Source organism: Pseudomonas sp. LJDD11 (genome assembly GCF_024584215.1).
Classification (GTDB): Bacteria; Pseudomonadota; Gammaproteobacteria; order Pseudomonadales; family Pseudomonadaceae; genus Aquipseudomonas.
In genome coordinates this window covers 1-3,569 of the sequence record NZ_JANJFL010000003.1, presented here as the reverse complement: position 1 = coordinate 3,569, position 3,569 = coordinate 1, and the positions used below count along the sequence as shown (strand labels likewise).

Sequence of the window (3,569 nt, the reverse complement as noted above, 5' to 3'; positions counted from 1 at the left end):
CCCATAGAAACATCAATATAAAAAAAAAGCCCCGCCGGGGGGGCTGGGCCTACTTTTTCATTCAGCGGATCGAATCAGCAAGTGCAGCACATCATCGGCATACCATTGCAGCTCATCATCATGGGCATGCTGCAGTCGTTCATCATCTTGTTCATCAGCATGCAGCAGTTGTTCATCATCTCCATGCTCATGCCTGGCATCGGCATCATCATGCACTTCATGCAGTCGGCTTCGATGGTGCAGGTCATCATGCACTTCATCATCGGCATGGGCATGCCCATCGGCATCATCATTGGCATGTTCATGCCGGCCATCATGTTCATCATGTTCATGCCGTTCTCGGACATGCACATCATCGCCATGTTGCCGCAATGCATCATCATCGGCATGCCGCAGTTCATCATCATCGCCATCATTTCGGCGTTGTTCTTGAACATGGCCATGTCCATGCCGGCCGCAGGCTTGATGGTGCACATCATGGCGTCGGCCATCATTTCGCACTTCATGGTCGCCATCATCATCGGCATGCCCATCATCGGCATCATTGGCATGGAAGTGTTCATCGGCATCTGCATTGCGTTCATCATGATCGAAACTCCGTTATCGATAAGCGTGAATAACTGCTTGATGGCGCCGATTCTAAGAATTTGCCGGTTGCGCACAAGATGCCGAAACAGCAGCACCCCATGGGGCACACAACCGGGAAAAGGCCGTGCATGCGCACGAACCGCTGGCTATAGCGGATGATTCGACGCTATTGCGAAACAGCTAATCAGCATCACTGCGATACCGATGCGATAGATATCGCTTATTGATCTATCCACCTTCAATTCATGAATAAACGTTCTAAAAGCGCCAAATATTTCTCATTACCTAAGCGGTCTTCTTCGGCACTTCGCAAAAATGACGTAAATCTGCCGCTCACGCCAACAACTGTGCTGCGGCCAGTTCTCGCAACTGGATAATGTCGCGTTTGGGTGCAATGCCAAACAATCGCCCATACTCGCGGCTAAATTGCGAAGGGCTTTCATAACCCACCTTGAACGCCGCACTGGAGACGTCCAGATGCTCGTTGAGCATCAGCCGCCGGGCTTCGGTCAGGCGCAGCCACTTCTGGTACTGCAACGGGCTCATGGCGGTGAGTTGGCGAAAATGATGATGGAAAGTCGGCGAACTCATCTGCACCCGCGCCGCCAGTTCTTCGACTCGCAGCGCCTTGGCGTAGTTGAGTTTCAGCCAGTCAATCGCCCGCGCGATCCGGTGCCCCTGACTGTCGACACTGACGATCTGGCGCAGTTTGGCGCCTTGGTCGCCGCATAGCAGCCGGTAATGAATCTCGCGCTGGACCATCGGCGCCAGCACCGCAATGGCCTCGGGCTCATCGAGCAATTCCAGCAAGCGCACCATCGGCGTCAGGATCGCCGGGGTGGCGGTGCCGATGCCGACACTCTTGCCGGGGGTTTTGTCACGACTGAGCGCCAGGCCGCCCAACGCAATCAGCTCCGCCATGACCCGCAGGTCCAGTTTGAACACCAACCCCAGGCACGGCTGTTCAGGACTGGCCTGGGTCACTTCTGAGTTGGCCGGCAGGTCAAGCGAGGTGACCAGAAACCGCGAACTGTCGTAAGCAAAGCCCTCACCGCCCGCCCAGAGCTGCTTGGCGCCCTGAGCGACCAACACGATGCTGGGCGGCACCATGCAGCTTTGGGGCGGCGCCAGCTCATTACGCCGGTACAGGGTCAGCCCGCTGATGGCCGTTTCAAGGTCTCCCGGTTCGGCAACCTGCCGAGCGATCAGGCGGGCCAGTGAAGCTTGTGGGGTGGTCATGGGCGAGCGAACCTGCAGGCTATTTGCTTGAGATGTGCAGAATAATTCGGGCGCCAGAGTGCTCCTACTGAAAATGTGCACAGCCAGCGGATCAGGCAAGAAATCCAGCGAAATACGTTAGCCGGTTCTGGTCGTTACCCGGAAAAATGTTGATCACGACCAACCGCCTGGAGTTTTCCCATGACCATCCATGCTTACGGCGCCCATGCTGGCGACCAGCCGCTCGTCCCGTTGCAAATCACCCGCCGCGCGCCTGGCGCCGACGATGTGCAGATCGACATCGCCTTCTGCGGTATCTGCCACTCCGACCTGCATCAGGTGCGTGCTGAATGGGCCGGCACTCAGTTTCCCTGTGTGCCCGGTCACGAAATCGTCGGTCGGGTTACCGCCAAGGGCGCGCATGTTGCAGCGTTTGAAGTCGGTGATCTGGTCGGCGTCGGTTGCATCGTTGACAGTTGCCAGCACTGTGAAGACTGCGACCAAGGGCTGGAAAACTACTGCGACGGCATGATCGGCACCTACAACTTCCCGACCCCGGACGCCCCTGGCCACACCCTTGGCGGCTACTCGCAGCAGATTGTGGTGCACCAGCGTTATGTATTGCGCATTCGCCATCCTCAAGCACAACTGGCCGCCGTGGCGCCGCTGCTGTGTGCCGGCATCACGACTTGGTCGCCGCTGCGCCACTGGAACATCGGCCCGGGTAAGAAAGTCGGCATTGTTGGTATCGGTGGCCTGGGGCACATGGGCATCAAGCTGGCCCACGCCTTGGGCGCCCATGTGGTGGCCTTCACCACTTCCGAGTCCAAGCGTGAAGCGGCGCGGCAGCTGGGTGCCGATGAAGTGGTGGTGACCGGTAATCCGGACGAACTGGCCGCCCACCGCAAGAGTTTCGATTTGATCCTCAACACCGTGGCGGCGCCCCACGACCTTGATGCCCTGCTGGTGCTACTCAAGCGCGATGCCTGCATGACCCTGGTCGGCGCGCCAGCTTCGCCGCATCCTTCGCCGAACGTGTTCAATCTGATCACCAAACGCCGTACCCTGGCCGGTTCGATGATCGGCGGCATCGCTGAAACCCAGGAAATGCTCGACTTCTGCGCCGAACACAACATCGTCTCGGACATCGAGCTGATCGCTGCCGAACAGATCAACCAAGCCTACGAGCGGATGCTCAAGGGGGACGTCAAGTATCGCTTTGTGATCGACAACGCCACCCTGGCGCCCTGAGCTATCCCTGGCTTGCCGGTGATTGCTCCGGGGCCGCACCGGCTCGCGGTTTTGCTGTTACGCTGAGTGCCCAGATAGTCCTCATATGGTGAAGCTCATGTCTCTGCCCGACCTGCTGATACCCGATGCTGTGAAGACCGAAGCCATTCAGATTCTGGCCGATATCGAACGCGCCGACGGGGTGCTGGAAATGTCCCGGCTCGCCGGGGTTGCCGAGGGCTTTACCCTCGGCCTGGCCTGTTCTCAAGGCTTGGCGCAGGCCGAGCTGGACACCCTGGAGCGGGTGTTCAGCTCGTCGGTCAGCCGCAGGATGGCTGTGCTGCGCAGCCAGGCCTGAGCGCTGGCTGACGACGACTTGACATCCTCCCCGGCCTGAAGGCCGGAGATTCCTACGGCGCTCAGGCGCGGCATCGAGCCGCCCCCGAGTCGCTTCGGTGGGTTCCTGCTGCTGGCGCCATGACCTCTGCGCTCACTTCACAGGCTAACCGGGCGTGTCCCGCCCTTAGTACATT

General features: G+C 59.0%; 4 protein-coding genes. 2 read left to right on the top strand and 2 right to left on the bottom strand.

Going from position 1 to position 3,569, the window contains the following annotated elements; translation table 11 throughout:
- Window positions 1-74: 74 nt before the first annotated feature.
- Together NRB16_RS04925 and NRB16_RS04920 are read right to left on the bottom strand one after the other, a co-directional pair.
- Complete coding sequence (locus NRB16_RS04925) at window positions 75-587, bottom strand: hypothetical protein (RefSeq protein ID WP_257105589.1); 513 nt, start codon at window positions 585-587, stop codon at window positions 75-77.
- A gap of 334 nt (window positions 588-921) precedes the next feature.
- Entirely contained in the window at window positions 922-1,827 is a 906-nt protein-coding gene (locus NRB16_RS04920; RefSeq protein ID WP_045491544.1) for an AraC family transcriptional regulator, read from the bottom strand.
- A gap of 180 nt (window positions 1,828-2,007) precedes the next feature.
- Between NRB16_RS04920 and NRB16_RS04915 the strand changes: the two genes are divergently transcribed.
- The gene (locus NRB16_RS04915; protein WP_045491546.1) at window positions 2,008-3,057 is read left to right on the top strand and encodes an NAD(P)-dependent alcohol dehydrogenase; all 1,050 of its coding nucleotides are present in this window, start codon (window positions 2,008-2,010) and stop codon (window positions 3,055-3,057) included.
- 97 nt (window positions 3,058-3,154) lie between these two features.
- On the top strand, window positions 3,155-3,394 hold the full coding sequence (locus NRB16_RS04910; RefSeq protein WP_144403313.1) for a hypothetical protein: 240 nt from the start codon (window positions 3,155-3,157) through the stop codon (window positions 3,392-3,394).
- Window positions 3,395-3,569 lie beyond the last annotated feature (175 nt).

Coding starts and splice junctions, on each gene's coding strand:
- NRB16_RS04925 (WP_257105589.1), bottom strand. CDS start 587: ATGATGAACGCAATGCAGATGCCGATGAACACTTCCATGCCAATGATG.
- NRB16_RS04920 (WP_045491544.1), bottom strand. CDS start 1,827: ATGACCACCCCACAAGCTTCACTGGCCCGCCTGATCGCTCGGCAGGTT.
- NRB16_RS04915 (WP_045491546.1), top strand. CDS start 2,008: ATGACCATCCATGCTTACGGCGCCCATGCTGGCGACCAGCCGCTCGTC.
- NRB16_RS04910 (WP_144403313.1), top strand. CDS start 3,155: ATGTCTCTGCCCGACCTGCTGATACCCGATGCTGTGAAGACCGAAGCC.